General features: G+C 56.2%; 18 protein-coding genes. 5 read left to right on the top strand and 13 right to left on the bottom strand.

Annotated elements, in window-relative coordinates:
• Positions 1-63: 63 nt before the first annotated feature.
• Positions 64-492 (bottom strand): universal stress protein UspG, encoded by a 429-nt coding sequence (uspG, locus tag RTE01_RS22490; RefSeq protein ID WP_041144564.1) that lies wholly within the window; start codon positions 490-492, stop codon positions 64-66.
• A gap of 186 nt (positions 493-678) precedes the next feature.
• The gene (gene rnk, locus RTE01_RS22495; RefSeq protein WP_134525409.1) at positions 679-1,089 is read right to left on the bottom strand and encodes a nucleoside diphosphate kinase regulator; all 411 of its coding nucleotides are present in this window, start codon (positions 1,087-1,089) and stop codon (positions 679-681) included.
• Between the two features lie 244 nt (positions 1,090-1,333).
• Here rnk and RTE01_RS22500 point away from each other — a divergent pair, with 244 nt between their 5' ends.
• Positions 1,334-2,164, top strand: coding sequence for an alpha/beta fold hydrolase (locus RTE01_RS22500; protein ID WP_115193330.1), 831 nt, complete (start codon positions 1,334-1,336; stop codon positions 2,162-2,164).
• A 31-nt stretch (positions 2,165-2,195) separates the two neighbouring features.
• On the opposite strand, the gene rna is transcribed toward RTE01_RS22500, so the two are convergent.
• Both rna and dcuC read right to left on the bottom strand, forming a co-directional pair.
• A complete protein-coding gene (rna, locus tag RTE01_RS22505; RefSeq protein ID WP_041144567.1) occupies positions 2,196-2,993 on the bottom strand; it encodes a ribonuclease I in 798 nt (265 codons plus the stop codon).
• 81 nt (positions 2,994-3,074) lie between these two features.
• Positions 3,075-4,448 carry an anaerobic C4-dicarboxylate transporter DcuC gene (gene dcuC, locus RTE01_RS22510; protein ID WP_134525410.1) on the bottom strand — a complete coding sequence of 458 codons (1,374 nt, stop codon included), beginning with the start codon at positions 4,446-4,448 and terminating at the stop codon, positions 3,075-3,077.
• A gap of 292 nt (positions 4,449-4,740) precedes the next feature.
• Between dcuC and pagP the strand changes: the two genes are divergently transcribed.
• Together pagP and cspE are read left to right on the top strand one after the other, a co-directional pair.
• Positions 4,741-5,316, top strand: coding sequence for a lipid IV(A) palmitoyltransferase PagP (gene pagP, locus RTE01_RS22515; RefSeq protein ID WP_115193328.1), 576 nt, complete (start codon positions 4,741-4,743; stop codon positions 5,314-5,316).
• 193 nt (positions 5,317-5,509) lie between these two features.
• A complete protein-coding gene (gene cspE / locus RTE01_RS22520) occupies positions 5,510-5,719 on the top strand; it encodes a transcription antiterminator/RNA stability regulator CspE (protein WP_004859511.1) in 210 nt (69 codons plus the stop codon).
• Between the two features lie 57 nt (positions 5,720-5,776).
• On the opposite strand, the gene crcB is transcribed toward cspE, so the two are convergent.
• A complete protein-coding gene (gene crcB / locus RTE01_RS22525) occupies positions 5,777-6,160 on the bottom strand; it encodes a fluoride efflux transporter CrcB (RefSeq protein WP_041144570.1) in 384 nt (127 codons plus the stop codon).
• A gap of 90 nt (positions 6,161-6,250) precedes the next feature.
• Between crcB and RTE01_RS22530 the strand changes: the two genes are divergently transcribed.
• Entirely contained in the window at positions 6,251-7,039 is a 789-nt protein-coding gene (locus tag RTE01_RS22530; RefSeq protein WP_115193326.1) for a deaminated glutathione amidase, read from the top strand.
• 127 nt (positions 7,040-7,166) lie between these two features.
• A complete protein-coding gene (gene tatE, locus RTE01_RS22535) occupies positions 7,167-7,373 on the top strand; it encodes a twin-arginine translocase subunit TatE (RefSeq protein ID WP_041144572.1) in 207 nt (68 codons plus the stop codon).
• Between the two features lie 238 nt (positions 7,374-7,611).
• On the opposite strand, the gene lipA is transcribed toward tatE, so the two are convergent.
• The 8 genes from lipA to mrdA all read right to left on the bottom strand — a co-directional run bounded on the left by lipA (position 7,612) and on the right by mrdA (position 16,471).
• On the bottom strand, positions 7,612-8,577 hold the full coding sequence (lipA, locus tag RTE01_RS22540) for a lipoyl synthase (protein ID WP_041144573.1): 966 nt from the start codon (positions 8,575-8,577) through the stop codon (positions 7,612-7,614).
• A gap of 185 nt (positions 8,578-8,762) precedes the next feature.
• Positions 8,763-9,716, bottom strand: a complete 954-nt coding sequence (locus RTE01_RS22545; RefSeq protein WP_134525411.1) for a YbeF family transcriptional regulator — start codon at positions 9,714-9,716, stop codon at positions 8,763-8,765.
• A 138-nt stretch (positions 9,717-9,854) separates the two neighbouring features.
• Entirely contained in the window at positions 9,855-10,499 is a 645-nt protein-coding gene (lipB, locus tag RTE01_RS22550; protein WP_041144575.1) for a lipoyl(octanoyl) transferase LipB, read from the bottom strand.
• A 94-nt stretch (positions 10,500-10,593) separates the two neighbouring features.
• The gene (ybeD, locus tag RTE01_RS22555) at positions 10,594-10,857 is read right to left on the bottom strand and encodes a DUF493 family protein YbeD (protein WP_041144576.1); all 264 of its coding nucleotides are present in this window, start codon (positions 10,855-10,857) and stop codon (positions 10,594-10,596) included.
• A 114-nt stretch (positions 10,858-10,971) separates the two neighbouring features.
• A complete protein-coding gene (dacA, locus tag RTE01_RS22560) occupies positions 10,972-12,171 on the bottom strand; it encodes a D-alanyl-D-alanine carboxypeptidase DacA (protein WP_041144577.1) in 1,200 nt (399 codons plus the stop codon).
• Between the two features lie 142 nt (positions 12,172-12,313).
• Positions 12,314-13,447, bottom strand: coding sequence for an endolytic peptidoglycan transglycosylase RlpA (gene rlpA / locus RTE01_RS22565; RefSeq protein WP_041144578.1), 1,134 nt, complete (start codon positions 13,445-13,447; stop codon positions 12,314-12,316).
• 10 nt (positions 13,448-13,457) lie between these two features.
• The gene (mrdB, locus tag RTE01_RS22570; RefSeq protein WP_041144579.1) at positions 13,458-14,570 is read right to left on the bottom strand and encodes a peptidoglycan glycosyltransferase MrdB; all 1,113 of its coding nucleotides are present in this window, start codon (positions 14,568-14,570) and stop codon (positions 13,458-13,460) included.
• The gene (mrdA, locus tag RTE01_RS22575; RefSeq protein WP_134525412.1) at positions 14,570-16,471 is read right to left on the bottom strand and encodes a peptidoglycan DD-transpeptidase MrdA; all 1,902 of its coding nucleotides are present in this window, start codon (positions 16,469-16,471) and stop codon (positions 14,570-14,572) included. The genes mrdB and mrdA overlap by 1 nt, the downstream gene beginning before the upstream one ends.
• Positions 16,472-16,487: the final 16 nt, after the last annotated feature.

Genomic DNA, 16,487 nt, shown 5'->3' on the forward strand with positions numbered 1-16,487 from the left:
TTGGGTAGCCTCTTTTTTTATCGCCTTTCTACACCTTGTCGCAGGCGAAGCGGCGTATCTCGCTTATCGGACAACCATTACCGGAATATGCGCGTGGCGAATAACGCTCGAGGCGTTAGAACCGAGCAGATGGGTGCTGATAGACGGATTGCGTGAGCCAATGACCACCACGTCGGCTTTAATTTCGTTGGCCAGCTCGTTAACCATGTCCCGCACGTTGCCGAAGCGTACGTGCTTTTTAATGCGTGAGGGATCGATGCTGAAGTGCCCGGCCATGGTGGTTAGCCGCGTTTCCGCTTCATGCTGCAGATGCTCTTCAAAGCGGCGCAGGTCGGCGGTGAATCGGCTCATGGTGAAGCTGGATGAGCCTGGCAATACGTGGAGCAGGTGAATAATTCCGTCCTGCTGGGCCAAAAACTCCGCATGGCGGACGGCTTTGTCGCTTAACTCCATCTCAAAAACGTCAACCGGCATAATGATTGTTTTATACATATGCATTCCTCCTTGTTCGACTGTTTCTATATCAACATATTATACAAAGATATTGTGCCATTCAGGTCGCAAAACTGTCAGATCGGGTTCAGGGAGGCGTAAAAGTTTGTCAGGGCGGGGAGGGCAGAAAGAGGATGCGAAGACACCCTCTGGATAAAGCGCAGAACGCCTCAGGCGACGGGAGAGTTAGCGGTGAAATTCACCCGCGGCTTCCGGCTGGTACAGCAGCTCGAGGACTTCGAGGTGCGCAGAGGAGCCGCCCGGTAACTCCCAGTGAATGGCGCTGCCGACCTTCAGGCCGAGCAGTGCGGCACCGACGGGGGCGAGTACCGAAAGCTGGGTGGCGCTATCGGTGACCTGGGAGGGGAAAACCAGGGTGCGCACGCGCTCTTCGCCGTTGGACAAATCACGGAATCTGACGGTGCTGTTCATGCTGACAACATCATGCGGCATCGCTTCTGGTGCCAGCATTTGCGCGCGATCCAGCTCGTCGTTCAGCGCATCGGCAACCGGAGAACTGGCGAACGCCGGCTGCTCGAGCAGCCTGTCGATGCGTTCGGCATCGAGCTCATTAATGATGATTGTGGGTCTGGTCATTGCATACTCCATGTTATCCAGGAACCTGTCCGTAAAAGAAAACCCTCGCCGAAAATGGCAAGGGTTAATGTCTTCCCATCATACTGAGACTTGTCGGCGGTTTGAAGTGATTAAACGCACATTCAGCAACGATCGCGAAAGGAGCCATATGAAATTTATGCTACTGCCGTCACAGCAGGAAAAATTGTCTTATCCTTTTTAGGCGGTATCAGGCACGTCCCTTCCACTACATGCAGGAGACTCTATGAGCGGTTTTGACAAACTTACTCTTAATGACGGCAGCTATCTGTATTTCAAAGACTGGGGGAGCGGGCAGCCGGTTGTTTTTAGCCACGGCTGGCCGCTAACGGCTGACGCTTTTGAAGACCAGATGCTGTTTCTGGCTGATAACGGGTTTCGGGCGATCGCCCACGATCGCCGCGGCCATGGTCGATCGGCCCAGCCCTGGGACGGCCACAACATGGATACCTATGCTGACGATCTGGCTCAGCTGACGGCGCATCTCAACCTGCGCGATGCGGTGCACGTGGGCCACTCCACCGGCGGTGGCGAGGTGGCGCGCTATATCGGGCGCCACGGGACTGAAAGGGTGGCCAAAGCGGTGCTTATCAGCGCCGTGACGCCGATAATGATCCGCACGGATTTCAACCCGGACGGCGTGCCGAAGGCGGTATTTGACAGCATCAGGGAGGGGGTTATCGAGGACCGCGGCGCGTTCTTCTATGAGCTGACCGCCGCGTTCTACGGCTACAACCGCGACGGGGCCAAAGAGTCAAAAGCGGTACGCGAAGGGTTCGTCGAACAGGGGCTGCAGGGGTCGATTAAAGCGCTTTATGACTGTATCAAAGCCTTCTCGGAAACCGATCTGCGCGAGGACCTGCGCAAGATGACCATTCCAACCCTGGTTATCCACGGCGATGACGACCAGATCGTGCCTTTCGAAACCTGCGGTAAAGCGGCGGCGCAAATATTGCCTGACGCCAGATTAACCGTCTACAAAGGCGGGTCGCACGGGATTTGTACGACCCACAAGCATCAGATTAATCAGGATTTACTGGCGTTTATTCGCGAATGAAGTCCCTGCGGCGGCTGACGCCGCCGCATGATTAGCTGCCGACCTTATCCACCACAAACTGCTTGCCGCAGTTGCCCGGATGGGGCTGGGGCAGGAAGGCATCGGCGGAGAGCGGCGTATTGATGGCCGCGGCCTTGATGGCTATTTGTATTTCGGTTAAATAGGCCGGATTGCCGCTGCAGGTCAGCTTGAAGGCCTTAACGCTCTGTTTCCCCCAGGCCTCGGCGATGGCCGCATCGAAGTCGTCGCGGCTGACGCTCTGTCCGTAGTGCTTCGCGAGGAATGCCCCGATGGCGCTGTGCTTCACTTCACCCCCGAGGCGGACCATGGTGCCGAAGTAGCTGTCAGGATCGAAGCCAAAACAGACGCCGTGTTTCGCGTACTCGTAGCGCTCAAGGCAGGAGTTGCCGCCGGAGCCGGGCATCACGCCGTTGAGCTTATTGGCCATCTCCAGCGACAGGCCGGTTTCCGCAGCCTGGCATTTCCGCCCGGCTTTGACCTCCGGCATATTGGGGATCGGGCGCGTGGCGCAGCCATAACGCATCCAGCGGCGATCGTCCACGCCGCGAGCGGCGATGGATTTCGGCAGACCCGGCCACAGGCCGTGTACGGTGAGATAATCGGTTTTGTTGGCCATTTCCTGCTGCAGGCGGCACTCTTCCGGTTCGCCGCGGTTGCGGTCATGCATGCTCTGGCAGAAACCGGTTTGCCAGGATAAGGCCAGTACGTAGCGGTCGAAATCGCCGTATTGCGTTGCGGTGAGCGGTTCAGCGCCGACCTGAGTTGCCGTTAGCAAGAGGGCAATGGCGACGAAATCCTTCCTGAACATTTTTATTCCTGATAGTGGATGGTAATGAGTTCCTCGAATTATTAAAGCATAAAAAAGGCGCCTGCTGGCGCCTTTTCACGTTTATTGAACGGTGGTTCCGGGCACCAGAATTTCGGTGGCGATAATCACCACCAGCAGGCCGACAAGAACCGGTACCGAGGTCCGCTTCACCACCTCAAACGGCGAGATTTTTGCCATCCCGGCCACGGCAACGACCACGCCCGATACCGGGGAAATGGTCCGGCCGAGGTTGGATGCCTGCAGCATCGGGATCGACAGATAGGCCGGGTTAATACCCGACGAGTGCGCCAGTTTGGGGATCATCTCAACGAAGGCGTAAAACGGGGCGTTGCCCGAACCGGTCGTCATGGCAGCCAGCATCGTCAGCACCACCAGCACCAGCATCAGAATGATGCTGGCGGAGCCAAACGAGGTCGCAATCGAAATCAGGCTATTGATAAAGCCGATGGTGCTCAGGCCCTGGGCAAACACGCCGGCGGCGACCAGCAGCATGACCACGCCGGCAAAGGCGTCGGCCATCCCGCGATAGGCGGCTTCCAGTCCGCTGAAGACGTTTTTGGTGTTAAAGCCGCGGCAGAATTCCAGCACCGCCGCCAGCAGCATGCACATCACCAGGATGGCAATAATATGCAGCTCCGGGCCCCATTTTCCGTCGAAGATCAGCACGCCGATAATGGGCGTGAAGGGCAGAATGGCATAGAAGGAGGGGGCGGTGGTGGTTATCTCGTTCACGTCGAGCATTTCGTGGGAGACGTTCTCTTTCTTATCCAGATAGCGCTGCCAGAAAAAGTGGGCAATCGCCATGGCGACAATCGCCGCGATGGAGATCGGCAGCGTGGTCTTAAAGGCAAAATCGATGAGCGGCATTTCGGCGGCCTTCGCCGCGAGAACGACATCGCCGGAAGTCGGGGAGAGGATAATGGCCGCCGGGGAGGCGAAAATGGCCGCCGCCGCGCCGCGGCTGATCCCAACGTTGACCATCACCGGGAACAGCGTTGCCATCAGCAGGACGCCGAGTCCGGTCGCCGAAGAGACGGCCAGCGACATCAGGCAGGCGACAAAATAGGCGGCGATCATCAGCAGGTAGGGAGAGTTAATGTAGCGCAGGGGCTTTGAGGCCAGTTTGACCACCATATCGTTGGCGCCGATATGCGTCATGTAGGTGGCAAATCCGCAGAGCATCATGATCATCATGCCAAGGTCGCCGCCGCGGCTCATCAGCAGAATTTTGATGTATTCGATGATGTCGGTCGCGGAATAGCCGGTGCTTTTCGCCTCGCCGGGTAAAATTTTATGTCCCATCAGCGCGCTGACGATAAGCAGCGTCAGACCGCCAACAAAGAGCACGCCGGTGGCGGAATACCCTTTGATGATATAGCGGGCGACGCCCACAATGACCACGACCCCAATAAGGATCTCAACTAGCGTAAGCATTATTTTACCCCTGAACCATTAACCCAAAGAATCTGCTGATAAATATGATTGTACAAAAATTAAGGGAGGGAATGTGCCGAATAAATCGACGAAACATGCTGATGCAAATCAATAAACCGATGAGAATTACCTAATCAGCGGCCGGCGCGCGGGCGCTATCACAAAGTCGACAGGCAGGGTTGTTGCGATTTCGTGGGCGGTAAATCAAGACTTTGCCTTATTTCGTTAAGGTTATATTAAGATTATATTTGCTACTTTATTCCGCTTTAAAATCGATATTGGTAATTGAGAAGTGTTTAGACTACGTTATGTTGTACTGTTTTTGCTCAGTTTTTCCGGGCTGCTGCTCTCCAGCGGGATAGCAAATGCGTCATTCAGCTCGACGATTCGCGATGGCTATAACACCTTAAGCGATAACGTTGCTGAGACCTGGCAGGAGCCAGAACACTACGACCTGTATGTTCCCGCGATCACCTGGCACGCCCGTTTTGCCTATGACAAAGAAAAGACCGATGAGTATAACGAGCGTCCCTGGGGGGCCGGTTTCGGCGTGTCGCGCTGGGATGATAAAGGTAACTGGCACGGCCTCTACCTGATGGCGTTTAAGGACTCATTTAACAAGTGGGAACCTATCGCGGGCTACGGCTGGGAGAAAACCTGGCGTCCGCTGGCCGACGATAACTTTCATCTTGGGCTCGGCTATACGCTCGGGGTAACCGCGCGCGATAACTGGAACTATATTCCGCTGCCGGTGGTACTGCCGATGGCGTCTATCGGCTACGGCCCGGCGACGTTCCAGATGACCTACATCCCCGGTACCTATAACAACGGTAACGTTTACTTTGCCTGGGCCCGCTTTCAGTTTTAATCCGCAATAGCTTAGTGATAAAAGTGCTGAGCAGTATGTTATGTGGAAAAACAATAACTAAAGCGCAACCACTAAAAAAGATAGCGACTTTTGTCACTTTTTAGCAAAGTTCGACTGGACAAAAGGCACCACAATTGATGTACTGGATCGCGACACAGTATCAGTGTCTTTTTTTCATATAAAGGTAATTTTGATGTCTAAGATTAAAGGTAACGTTAAGTGGTTTAATGAGTCCAAAGGATTCGGTTTCATTACTCCGGAAGATGGCAGCAAAGATGTATTCGTACATTTCTCTGCAATCCAGTCCAACGGTTTCAAAACTCTGGCTGAAGGTCAGCGTGTAGAGTTCGAAATCACTAACGGTGCCAAAGGCCCTTCTGCTGCAAACGTAAACGCTATCTAAGCAACGCGTCAGTAGAATATAAAAACCCGCGCTTAGCGGGTTTTTTTTTGCCTGTTTTTAACGGCTGGCGGTATGCGAAAAGAGCCAGAACGCCGCCGCCGTCATGGCGAATGAGCCCAGCAGGTTGACCAGAATATTGAGCAGGGCCCAGCTGAAGCGCCCCTGCTGCAGCAGAAACACCACTTCCGCTGAGAAGGTGGAGAAGGTCGTCAGTCCGCCGCAAAAGCCGGTGGTGATGAGCAGCTTCCACATCGGGTCGATATCGCTCAGCCGGTTAAACCAGGCCAGACCGGCGCCAATGATAAATGCGCCCAGCAGGTTGGCCGTTAGCGTGCCAATCGGAATGGCATGGTGCAGGGGGTTAAACTTCATTCCCAGCCACCAGCGCAATACGCTGCCGGTACCGCCGCCAACAAAAACGGCTAAAAGTAGTTGTGACACTCTCATTCCCTGCTATTTGGTTAATACTGGGGAATGAGTGTAGCGCGCAAAATGCGTCGCTGGCTATGAATTCGCGAACGGGAGATTAAGATGCTGGTTGCTGCTGGACAATTTGCCGTCACCCCTGACTGGCGGGCGAATGCGCAGACCTGCGTAGCGCTGATGGCCCAGGCCGCTGAGCAGGGCGCGTCGCTGCTGGTGCTGCCCGAGGCGCTGCTGGCGCGCGACGATAGCGACCCGGATCTCTCGGTTAAATCGGCGCAGGAGATAGATGGCGGCTTCCTGGGGCGACTGCGCGAGGAGAGCCGTAATAACGGCTTAACCACCGTGCTGACGATTCACGTGCCTTCCGGCGAGGGACGCGCGGCTAATACGCTGGTGGCGATACGCCGCGGCGAGGTTATCGCACAATACCAGAAGCTACACTTATACGATGCGTTTAATATACAGGAGTCACGGCGCGTTGATGCCGGCCTGCAGATCCCGGCGCTGATTGACGTCGACGGGGTTCGGGTTGGCCTGATGACCTGCTATGATTTGCGCTTCCCGGAGCTGGCGTTAAGCCTTGCGCTGAGCGGCGCCGAGATCCTCGTTCTCCCCACCGCGTGGGTGAGAGGGCCGATGAAGGAGCATCACTGGGCGACGCTGCTGGCCGCCCGCGCGCTGGACACGACCTGCTATATCGTGGCGGCAGGAGAGTGCGGCAATCGTAATATCGGTCAGAGCCGCATTATCGATCCCCTCGGCACGACGCTGGCCGGCGCGGCGGATCGGCCGCAGATGATTTTTGCCGACGTTTCCGTGGATTATCTACGCCAGGTGCGCGAGCGCTTACCGGTGCTGCAGAACCGCCGCTTTGCGCCACCGCAATTATTGTGACGTTTTTTTAAACAGAGCTTGATTCACCTTGTTACAGATTGCTATTGTGTCCGCGCGTCAAATAGCCGTTAATTGTTCGCGTGTATGATGGCGTATTCGCAGATTGTTTTAGAGAAGAAGGTTAGCTATGGGTGAGATTAGTATTACCAAACTGCTGGTTGTCGCAGCACTGATTATTTTAGTGTTTGGTACCAAAAAACTACGTACGCTGGGTGGAGACCTGGGTTCGGCTATCAAAGGCTTTAAGAAGGCCATGAACGACGACGACGATAGCGCGAAGAAAACCAGTGCGGAAGAAGAAACTCCGGCACAGAAGCTCTCTCATAAAGAGTAATTAAACGCCTGCTCCCCGACAGCGGGAGCAGGCTGCCGGCAGGCTATCAGCCTGCACGGATAAGAGGCCGCAGCGATTATCGTTGCGGCCTCTTTTTGTATCCTGCAAGGTCATTGGCAAAAAAAATGCAACCGACTGTAACCGCGCCGGCGGATTTATTGGGGGCAAAAGATGAGGTAGTGCAAGGAGAGCTGACCGCCGCACGCGGGAAACGCGCAGCGGTCGAGGACGGCGTGAACTACTTCACTTCCATCCCTTTGGCCTGCAGGTCGGCATGATAGGACGAGCGGACGAACGGGCCACAGGCGGCATGGGTGAAGCCCATAGCCATCGCTTCGGCTTTCATCTCTTCGAACTCATCCGGGCTAACGTAGCGCTGTACCGGCAGGTGGTGACGGCTCGGCTGCAGGTACTGACCGAGGGTCAGCATCGTCACGCCGTGGCGACGCAGATCGCGCATAACTTCGACGATTTCAGCGTTGGTTTCACCGAGGCCGACCATCAGACCCGATTTGGTTGGGATCTCCGGATGCGCTTCTTTGAAGCTTTCCAGCAGCTTTAACGACCAGTTGTAATCGGCGCCCGGGCGTACCTGGCGATAGAGACGCGGCACGTTTTCCAGGTTGTGGTTAAAGACGTCCGGCGGCGTAACCTTGAGGATATCCAGCGCGCGATCCATACGGCCGCGGAAGTCCGGAACCAGGGTTTCAATCTTAATCGACGGGCTTTTCTCACGGATGGCGCTGATGCAGTCGGCGAAATGCTGAGCACCGCCGTCGCGAAGGTCATCGCGGTCGACGGAGGTGACAACGACGTACTTCAGGCCCATGTCGGCGATGGTTTGCGCGAGCTTCTGCGGTTCATTAGCATCCGGCGTCACCGGACGACCGTGGGCGACATCGCAGAACGGGCAGCGGCGGGTGCAGATAGCACCGAGGATCATAAAGGTTGCCGTTCCGTGGTTGAAGCATTCCGCAAGATTCGGGCAAGAAGCTTCTTCGCACACGGAGTGCAAACCGTTCTTACGCATCGCTGCTTTGATACCCTGGATACGGGACGAGTCAGCCGGAAGTTTGATTTTCATCCATTCCGGTTTTCTGAGCAGAGCTTCACGCTCAGTTGCCACGTTTTTCACCGGGATAAGGGCCATTTTATCGGCGTCGCGGTATTTAACACCGCGTTCCATCACAATGGGTTTACTCATAGCGTGCGTGTTCCAGTTGCGAGTACGAAGGAAAACGAATTAATTCAAGTAAATGTTGTATTTATCAACTATTTTTGAATCAAGGATAGGCAGTATACCATTGATACGGGACAGAAAGCAGCCTGCCTGTTCGGCAAATTGTAAAATAGTTGTTGTTTTATGCTTTCCCTCACGTGCGGTATGGCTTAAAAAGCCTGACGAACCGCCTCAATCACCTCATTGAGCAGCGGTTCCTGGGCGCTGAGCTTGTTGTAATGCAGCGAAATGTCGATGGTTTCATCGGCGAGAGGCGGGTAGTCCAGCGCCGCCAGCGGCCAGGTTTTGGCCAACAGCGAAAACATCCGGTTCGGCATCAGCCCAAGCATATCGCTGGCGCTCACCAGCGCGGCCTGAGTTAACAGGTTGTAGCTGCTAAAGCCGCAGCGCCGCTCTCCTAGCTGCTCCTGCAGCCGACGGTGCAGCGCCGGATAGCGCTGGCCCTCGGGCAGCAGCAGGGCAAACTCGTACTGACGAAGATGCTCTTCGCTGTGCGGCATAGCCAGCGCCGGATGCGCCTCGCGGCAGTACATCATCACCCGATCCTGGAACAGAACGTGGTGCACGATCGACTGGCCGCTGTGCGCGTAGCTGTCGATCAGCAGATCCACCTGGCGCTGGTTAAGCTGGCTGGGGGCATCGGTAATGGCGATATTGTGCAGCAGCACCTGCGGGAAGCGAGGCTTCAGCGCCTGCGCAATCGTCGGCATGACCAGCGCGCCGACGGTGGGCGAGGTGGCAATGGTGATGACCCGCTGCTGATGCGGGCTGCCGGTTAAATCCAGCGCGCTGAGGAAGGCTTCCATTCCCTGACTGATGTACTGATGGAGGTGCGTCGCGTAGGCGGTCGGCGTCACGCCCTGGCCCTTGCGAATAAACAGCGGGTCGGGAAAAAGCGCGCGGAGCTTGTTAATCGACTGGCTAATGGCCGAGGGGGTGATATTCAGCACCTTAGCCGCATTCACGATACCCTTGTGGACGTACACGGCTTCGAAAATCGTCAGTAAATTGAGGTCAATATTACGCAGAATGCGGAATACCTGGCGATCGTGGCGATCGTCGAGCCGTTCGGTGAGTTCCGATTGCGGATGATTTTTTTCCACTCTGCGCCTCCTGTCATAGCGAATAGCGCAAGTATAGCGGTCAGCGACGCCGCCGTTTGTGGCAATTAATTGCAAATAGAATGGCTTAACGAAAGCCAGGCGCAAAAACGGCGCCCCGGGAAGCCGGGACGCCCGAATTTACTCTGCGGAAATGAACTCGTGCGGCGGGTTGTCGAGCAGCGCCAGCAGGTTGGCAACCAGCCGTGGTGCGACAATTTGCGGCGCCGCTTCGGGCTGCCACTGGCGCATTTGCGCCATCTCCATTCCGGCGTAGCCGCAGGGATTAATCCGCAGGAACGGCGAAAGGTCCATCGCGATATTGAGCGCCAGGCCGTGGAACGAGCACCCTTTGCGAATGCGCAGGCCCAGCGAGCAGATCTTTTGCTCACCGACGTAAACGCCGGGCGCATCGGCGCGCGGGTGCGACTCAATAGCATACTCCGCCAGAGTGTTGACCACGGTCTGCTCCAGGAGCGTCACCAGCTCGCGTACGCCAAGCTTGCGGCGTTTGAGATTGAGCAGGACGTACATCACCTGCTGCCCCGGTCCGTGGTAGGTCACCTGGCCGCCGCGATCGCTTTGAATGACCGGAATATCGCCCGCCAGCAGAACGTGCTCCGCTTTTCCCGCCTGGCCCTGGGTAAAGACCGGATGATGTTCAACCAGCCAGATTTCATCGAGGGTTGTTTCATCGCGCGAGTCGGTAAAGTCGTGCATTGCCTGCGAGACAGGGGCGTAAGGTTGCAGGCCGAGTTGGCGAATGAGGATTTTATTGTGCTGCAAAACAACGTCTCCGCACAGAGAAGTGATTTAAGGCAGCGAGTATATCACAGCGGGGAAGGGGATGACCCGGCGCGAGGCCGGGTAGCAGAATGGGTTACAGCACCATCCGGACGATCTCAATATTACCCAGCTCTTCGTACAGGGTTTCTACCTGCTCGATATGGGTGGCGTTGATGGTGATAGAAACCGAGTGGTAGTTACCTTTGCTGCTCGGCTTTACCTGCGGAGAGTAATCACCAGGCGCATGGCGCTGTACCACTTCCACCACCTGATCAACCAGCTCAGGCAACGCCTGCCCCATTACTTTGTAAGTAAATGGAGTAGGGAATTCAAGCAGTTCGTTAAGTTTGGTTTTCATGTCAGCTCCGGTGTTACGACAAAAAATAATAACTCCCACAAGATGCGGGAGTTATCAGGTTACTTTGATAGTTAGTATATGGGGATGTAAATCACACTTTCAAGCGTTCGATTTTTAACCAAACCAGTGGTGGAACATTAACTTAATGTAATCAATCATTTTGCCGAAGAAATTACCTTCCGGGATCTCCTGCAGCACCACCAGCGGGCGCTGATCGATAGTTTTGCCGTCCAGCTGGAAGTTAATGGTGCCGACAACCTGGTTTTTCTGCAGCGGTGCGTGCAGTTCGGTATTGTTCAGCACGTAGCTGGCCTTCAGATCTTTCATGCGGCCGCGCGGAATGGTCAGATACACGTCTTTATCGACGCCCAGCGATGCGCGATCGCTATCGCCAAACCAGGCCGGCTCGGAGGAGAACTCTTTACCCGCTTTCAGCGGATTGACGGTTTCAAAGAAGCGGAAGCCCCAGGTCAGCAGCTTTTTGCTTTCGGATTCACGACCTTTATAGGTGCGACCCCCCATCACGGCGGAGATCAGGCGCATCTGGCCTTCGGTTGCCGAGGCGACGAGGTTATAGCCCGCTTTATCCGTGTGGCCGGTTTTGATGCCGTCGACGTTGAGGCTGTTATCCCACAGCAGCCCGTTACGGTTGAGCTGGCGGATGCCGTTAAAGGTGAACTCTTTTTCTTTGTAGATGGTGTATTCGTTCGGCACGTCGCGGATCAGCGCCTGGCCAATCAGCGCCATATCGCGCGCGGAGCTGTACTGACCTTCGGCATCCAGGCCATGAACGGTCTGGAAGTGGCTGTTTTTCAGGCCAAGGGCGTTGACGTAGCTGTTCATCAGGCTGACGAAAGCGTCCTGGCTACCGGCAACGAAGTCCGCCATCGCGACGCAGGCGTCGTTGCCTGACTGCAGGTTGATACCGCGAATCAGCTGAGAAACCGGCACCTGCATTCCTGGCTTGAGGAACATCAGGGAGGAGCCTTTAAATACCGGGTTACCGGTTGCCCATGCGTCGTTGCCCACGGTGACCAGATCGGACTCTTTGAATTTACCCGCTTTCATGGCCTGACCAATGACGTAGCTGGTCATCATTTTGGTCAGACTCGCCGGGTCGCGGCGGGAATCGGCGTTATTTTCCGCCAGCACTTTGCCTGAATTGTAATCGATAAGTACCCAGGATTCGGCGTCAATCTGCGGCGCGCCTGGGATCATGGTTTTAAGATTCAGGTCATCGGCGTGGGCTGCGGAGGAGAGCGCGGCAACGGAGAGGGCCGTAACGAGTAAACGTGCGGTGAAAGAGATCTTCATGGTCTGAACAACGGCATCCGTGATGGAGTTAAAAAAGTGCCTTACTATAACAAATGCTCTGCGGACCGGCATCCGACATTGCGCATGACTTTGTTAACGATTTTGTCATGCCCAATGCGATGCGGACGGCGGTCCGACGCGTTTAGTTGGCGTGAGTAATAAATGACTGCAGCTGAGCTTCGCTCTGCAGGCGCTGCTGAACGGTGCTGGCCTGTGACTTGCTGGCGAACGGGCCCAGCTGAATACGCCACACCGCGCCGTTTTGCACTACGCGGCCGGGAACGGAGAACTGCTGGCTCAGGCGCTGCTGGTACTGCTGAGCGCGGGCCTGGTCGCTAACGGCGCCAACCTGTACCACATAGTCACCGCTGGCAGCAGCGCTGGTCGAGGTTGAGGTAGAAGCGGCGGCAACCGCAACCGCAGTCGTTGCAGCGGCGGCTGGCGCAACGCTGCCCTGGATTGATCCCGGCGCGGTGACCGGCGCAGTTGATGCGGCGGCCTGAGCGACGGGTTCACTGCCCTCCAGCACGCCGTTATTCAACGGCGTCGGGGCGCCGAGGAAGCCGCTGCTGTTGACCGGCGCGCCGACGCTATCGTCGGATTTCAGCGTTGAGTTACTGATGGCGCGCACGTCGGTTTGCACCGGCTGATCGGTTGAGGCGCCGGTACCGCCGTCCAGATCCGGACGCGCCGGCAAGGCATAGGTTTGTTTCGCCACGGTGGTACAGGCCATTCCCGGACCCGAGAGCGAGCCGTCCTGCGCGACGATAATAGGATCGATGCGCACCTTGGTATTATTCGAGGTGTTCAGCCGGTCGGCGGAGGCGCGAGAAAGCGATATCACGCGATCGTTGCCGTACGGGCCGCGATCGTTGATACGCACCACGATCATGCGGCCGTTAGCGACGTTGGTAATACGCGCGTAGCTGGGGATCGGCAGCGTAGGGTGCGCGGCGGTGAGCTGGGTAGGATCGAAGGCCTCACCGGATGCGGTCAGGTTGCTGTTGGGCTCAGCATCATAAATCGCCGCCAGGCCAGTCTGGGTAAAATTAGACGGATCCTGCACGATTTTAAAGCTTTTACCGTCGCGTTCGTAATCCTGATTTGCCGTCGGATTCGGCGCTTCATAGTGCGGATCGGCGCCGCTGATTTCTACGCTTGGGCCATTACAAACCGCCGGCTGCGGTGTGCTGACGGTTTTTTGTTGAACGTCTTCACCCGAACATGCCGCCAGCAGCCCTGCTGCTATGCAGATCCCCAGCCATTGCTTACGCATTGCGAACCCCTTAAACGCTTTTCGACAACATTTTTCTGTGGGTGTGGATCGACATTACGATACCAAACCCGGCCATCAATACGATCAGGGCTGAGCCCCCGTAGCTGACCAGCGGCAACGGTACCCCCACCACTGGCAAAATACCACTCACCATACCAATATTTACGAAGACATAAACGAATAAAATCAACATTAAACCACCGGCCATTACCCGGCCAAAGGTGGTTTGCGCCTGGGCGGCGATCCACAGCCCGCGCATAATGAGCAGGATATAGAGCGCCAGCAGAACCAGCACGCCAATCAGCCCAAGCTCTTCGGCCAGTACCGCGAAGATAAAGTCGGTGTGGCGCTCCGGCAGAAACTCCAGCTGCGACTGGGTGCCGTGTAGCCAGCCTTTCCCGCGCAGTCCGCCGGAGCCAATAGCAATTTTAGACTGGATAATGTGATAGCCGGCGCCCAGCGGGTCAGTTTCCGGATCGAGCAGCATCATAACGCGCTGACGCTGGTAATCGTGCATCAGGAAAAACCACAGAATCGGGATAAACGCCGCGACCAGCACCACCGCTACGCCGATCAGGCGCCAGCTCAGCCCGGAAAGGAACAGCACAAACAGGCCGGACAGGGCGATAAGAATTGAGGTCCCAAGGTCAGGCTGCGCCGCAACCAGCAGGGTCGGCAGGAAAATCAGCACCAGCGCAATGGCGGTATTTTTCAGCGAGGGCGGGCAGACGTCGCGGTTAATAAAGCGCGCCACCATCAGCGGAACGGCGATTTTAGCAATTTCCGAGGGCTGGAAACGGACGATGCCGAGATCCAGCCAGCGCTGGGCGCCTTTCGAGATAGCGCCGAAGGCATCCACCGCCACCAGTAAAATAATACAGAATATATAGAGATAGGGCGCCCAGCCTTCATACACGCGCGGCGGGATTTGCGCCATGACGATCATAATCACGATACCCATCGCGATCTGGCCAATTTTACGTTCCATCATCCCGATATCCTGGCCGCTCGCGCTCCAGATAACCAGCGCGCTATAGGTCAGCAGCGCCAGCAGTATCAGCACCATGGTGGGATCGAGATGGATTTTATCCCACAGCGATTTTTTGTTTGGATTATCGGTCATTATTGATCCTCCCCCGCCGTCACCGCCGGATTTTCACTCGGCAGATTCGTATTGTTATCACCCAGCATAATGTGATCGAGAATCTGGCGCATAATCGTCCCGACCGCCGGGCCTGCGCCGCCGTTCTCGAGAATGATCGCCACGGCAACCTGGGGGTTGTTGTAAGGAGCAAACGCCGTCATGAGTTTGTGGTCACGCAGGCGCTCAGCGATTCTGTGCGCGTTATAGGTTTCATTGGCCTTCAGGCCGAATACCTGTGCCGTACCGGATTTCGCCGCGATTTTATAAGGCGCGCTGGCGAAGTACTTATGCGCGGTACCGTTGCCGCGGTTGGCCACGCCGAACATTCCGTCTTTGGCTATCTCCCAGAAGCCGGAGTGAATATAGCCCACCGGCGGCTCGTGCGGCTGAACCCAGGGTACCTGCTTGCCGTCTTCGACGGTGCTTTGCAGCAGATGGGGCACTTTTACTACGCCGTCGTTAATCAGGATCATCAGCGCCTTGTTCATCTGAATCGGCGTTGCGGTCCAGTAGCCCTGGCCGATACCGACCGGAATGGTGTCCCCCTGATACCAGGGCTTTTTAAAGCGCTTCAGCTTCCATTCACGGGTGGGCATATTCCCGGAGCGCTCTTCCGACAGATCGATGCCGGTATAGTGGCCATAGCCGAATTTATTCATCCATTCCGACAGGCGGTCGATGCCCATATCATAGGCAACCTGATAGAAATAGGTATCCGCAGACTCTTCCAGCGCTTTGGTCACGTTCAGGTGACCGTGGCCCCATTTTTTCCAGTCGCGATAGCGTTTATCTGAACCGGGCAGCTGCCACCAGCCGGGATCGAACAGGCTGGTATTGCGGGTGATGACGTTGGCGCTCAGCGCCGAGACGGCAACGTAAGGTTTCACCGTCGAGGCCGGCGGATAGACCCCCTGCGTGGCGCGGTTGACCAGCGGCGTATTCGGATCGTTGAGCAGCCCGGAGTAGTCCTTGCTGGAGATCCCGTCGACGAACAGGTTTGGATCGTAGCTCGGGGTGGAAACCAGCGCCAGAACGCTGCCGGTGCGCGGGTCGGTAACCACCACCGCGGCGCGGCTGCCGGCCAGCAGCGTTTCAATATACTGCTGCAGCTTGAGATCGAGGGTTAAATAGATATCGCGCCCGGCTTGCGGCGGCACCTCTTTGAGCTGACGAATGACGCGGCCGCGGTTGTTGACCTCGACCTCCTCGTAGCCGGTCTGCCCGTGCAGGACGTCTTCATAGTAGCGTTCGATACCCAGCTTGCCGATATCGTGGGTTGAAGCGTAGTTAGCCAGCTTGCCTTCTTTATCCAGGCGATCGACGTCTTTATCGTTAATTTTTGAGACATAGCCGATAACGTGGGTGAGGGCGGAGTTGTAGGGATAGTAGCGGCGCTTATAGCCTTTCACTTCGACGCCGGGAAAGCGGTACTGATTGACCGCGAAGCGGGCAACCTGCACTTCGGTCAGGTTAACTTTGACCGGAATAGAGGTGAAGCGGTGGGAACGCGAGCGCTCCTTTTTAAAACCGGCAATGTCATCATCGGTGAGATCAATGACGTCACGCAGCGCGTCCAGCGTCTGCTGCACGTTATCGACCTTCTCCGGCATCATTTCCAGCTGATAGATGGTGCGGTTCAGCGCCAGCGGCGTGCCGTTACGGTCATAGATAATGCCGCGGCTTGGCGGGATGGGAACCAGCTTGATGCGGTTTTCGTTCGAGCGCGTCTGGTAGTCCGTGTAACGGACTATCTGCACGTTATAAAGATTGGCAACCAGTATGCCGGTAAGCAGCAAAATCCCCAAAAAAGCGACCAGCGCCCGGCGCACAAACAGCGAGGATTCAGCCGTATAGTCGCGGAAAGAATTCTGTAATTTCATTCGCTGCTTAGTCTAC

The organism is Klebsiella terrigena (assembly GCF_006539725.1).
GTDB classification, from domain to species: domain Bacteria; phylum Pseudomonadota; class Gammaproteobacteria; order Enterobacterales; family Enterobacteriaceae; genus Klebsiella; species Klebsiella terrigena.

Bases quoted from the DNA above. Each gene is read 5' to 3' on its own strand.
- uspG (WP_041144564.1), bottom strand. From the start codon at position 492: ATGTATAAAACAATCATTATGCCGGTTGACGTTTTTGAGATGGAGTTA.
- rnk (WP_134525409.1), bottom strand. From the start codon at position 1,089: ATGACCAGACCCACAATCATCATTAATGAGCTCGATGCCGAACGCATC.
- RTE01_RS22500 (WP_115193330.1), top strand. From the start codon at position 1,334: ATGAGCGGTTTTGACAAACTTACTCTTAATGACGGCAGCTATCTGTAT.
- rna (WP_041144567.1), bottom strand. From the start codon at position 2,993: ATGTTCAGGAAGGATTTCGTCGCCATTGCCCTCTTGCTAACGGCAACT.
- dcuC (WP_134525410.1), bottom strand. From the start codon at position 4,448: ATGCTTACGCTAGTTGAGATCCTTATTGGGGTCGTGGTCATTGTGGGC.
- cspE (WP_004859511.1), top strand. From the start codon at position 5,510: ATGTCTAAGATTAAAGGTAACGTTAAGTGGTTTAATGAGTCCAAAGGA.
- RTE01_RS22530 (WP_115193326.1), top strand. From the start codon at position 6,251: ATGCTGGTTGCTGCTGGACAATTTGCCGTCACCCCTGACTGGCGGGCG.
- tatE (WP_041144572.1), top strand. From the start codon at position 7,167: ATGGGTGAGATTAGTATTACCAAACTGCTGGTTGTCGCAGCACTGATT.
- lipA (WP_041144573.1), bottom strand. From the start codon at position 8,577: ATGAGTAAACCCATTGTGATGGAACGCGGTGTTAAATACCGCGACGCC.
- ybeD (WP_041144576.1), bottom strand. From the start codon at position 10,857: ATGAAAACCAAACTTAACGAACTGCTTGAATTCCCTACTCCATTTACT.
- dacA (WP_041144577.1), bottom strand. From the start codon at position 12,171: ATGAAGATCTCTTTCACCGCACGTTTACTCGTTACGGCCCTCTCCGTT.
- rlpA (WP_041144578.1), bottom strand. From the start codon at position 13,447: ATGCGTAAGCAATGGCTGGGGATCTGCATAGCAGCAGGGCTGCTGGCG.
- mrdB (WP_041144579.1), bottom strand. From the start codon at position 14,570: ATGACCGATAATCCAAACAAAAAATCGCTGTGGGATAAAATCCATCTC.
- mrdA (WP_134525412.1), bottom strand. From the start codon at position 16,471: ATGAAATTACAGAATTCTTTCCGCGACTATACGGCTGAATCCTCGCTG.